General features: G+C 64.8%; 1 protein-coding gene. It reads right to left on the bottom strand.

Translation table 11 applies throughout. From position 1 onward, the window contains the following. Positions 1 to 18: 18 nt before the first annotated feature. Complete coding sequence (locus tag AWC17_RS30990; protein ID WP_101930934.1) at positions 19 to 1,272, bottom strand: IS30 family transposase; 1,254 nt, start codon at positions 1,270 to 1,272, stop codon at positions 19 to 21. Positions 1,273 to 1,359: the final 87 nt, after the last annotated feature.

The raw sequence follows: 1,359 nt of genomic DNA, 5'->3' as shown, positions 1-1,359 counted from the left end.
CGACGGGGTGGGTTCTACTCAACGTCGCAACACCGACGGATCACTCGAGACTAACAGGGCAGCGAATAGATCGGCGGGGCAACGGTCTTGGAGGACCATGCGGGGGCGATGGTTGAGTTCGTGTTCGACGGCCAACAACTGCTCCGGCGGGTGGCTGATGAGGGTGACGCCCTTCGGGAAGTAGTCGCGCAGCAGTCCGTTGGTGTTCTCGTTCGTGCCGCGTTGCCAGGGTGATCTGGAGTCGCAGAAGTAGACGGGCGCGCCGAGCTTGTCGGTGGTGGCAAGGTGGCGCGCCATCTCGGTGCCCTGGTCCCAGGTGATCGACCGCATCAGCGTGGGTGGCAGATCCTTCATGCGGGCCACCAAGGCCGCGTGCAGGGAGTCGGCGTCACTGCGAGGCAGATGCACCAACCGCAGCATCCGGGTCTGGCGTTCGACCAGAGTGCCGATCGCCGAGAGGTGGTTATTACCGATGATAAGGTCGCCTTCCCAGTGGCCGGCTTCAGACCGGTCGACAGCCGAGAAGGACCGGTCGTGGATGGTGAGCATCGGCTGCTGGAACCGCGGCCGCCGGCAACTCTGGCGGTGATGCGCTCGGCGGTGATCTCGACCGGTGCGCAGCGGTGAGCGTCGGTGCGGCGCTAATCGCGAGGGCCGCATGAAACGTGAATTCGGTTGATAGACAGCTTGATAGATGCTTTCGTGGCATAACCACATCGATGAATCATCGGGGAAGCGGTGGCGGAGGTGACGGCTGATCTGTTGGGGGCTCCAACGCTGAAGAAGCAGCTCGGCGACCGCGTTACCGAGCTGGTCGTTGGTGTCGACCCGACGGCGGTGGTGACGTGCTCGTCGCGCGGTGGCTCGCCGGTGGGCATCGAAGGGCTGATATCCGCGGCCGGCTGGTGCGTTGCGCCGTAGCTCCCTCGAAATCGTCGACGGCGCTCGACCGAGTCGGGTGGCGATCGTCCGCACCCTCAGCCCTGAGTGATGCAGATCGGCGATCTCGATGCGCTCGTCCTGGGACAGGTATCGCGTGCTGATCTGGCGGACCGCTAGTCGATCTAGCGGCGGGACGAACCCGACCGCGACGCCGTTGCGGTAGGTCTTGTAACCGCGTGTCCAGTTCGTCGCAGCGGACCGGGACACACCGACTTCGCGGGCCGCGGCCCGCACGCTCCACCCGCGAGCCCGCAACTCCATGAACCGCTGACGCTTGGCCGACTGCGGACGACGTCCCGGCCCCTTCTTCACCCGACGCGACGATGCCAACACAACCTCCAGAATCTAGAGAAGTGTTGCGACCGCACCTAGAAACCACCGCGTCGACACGGGGTCAGTTTTCAGACGACGCCGACA

Origin of the sequence: Mycobacterium nebraskense (assembly GCF_002102255.1) — a bacterium.
Taxonomy (GTDB): Bacteria; Actinomycetota; Actinomycetes; order Mycobacteriales; family Mycobacteriaceae; genus Mycobacterium; species Mycobacterium nebraskense.
This window is presented reverse-complemented; position numbering and strand designations above follow the sequence as displayed.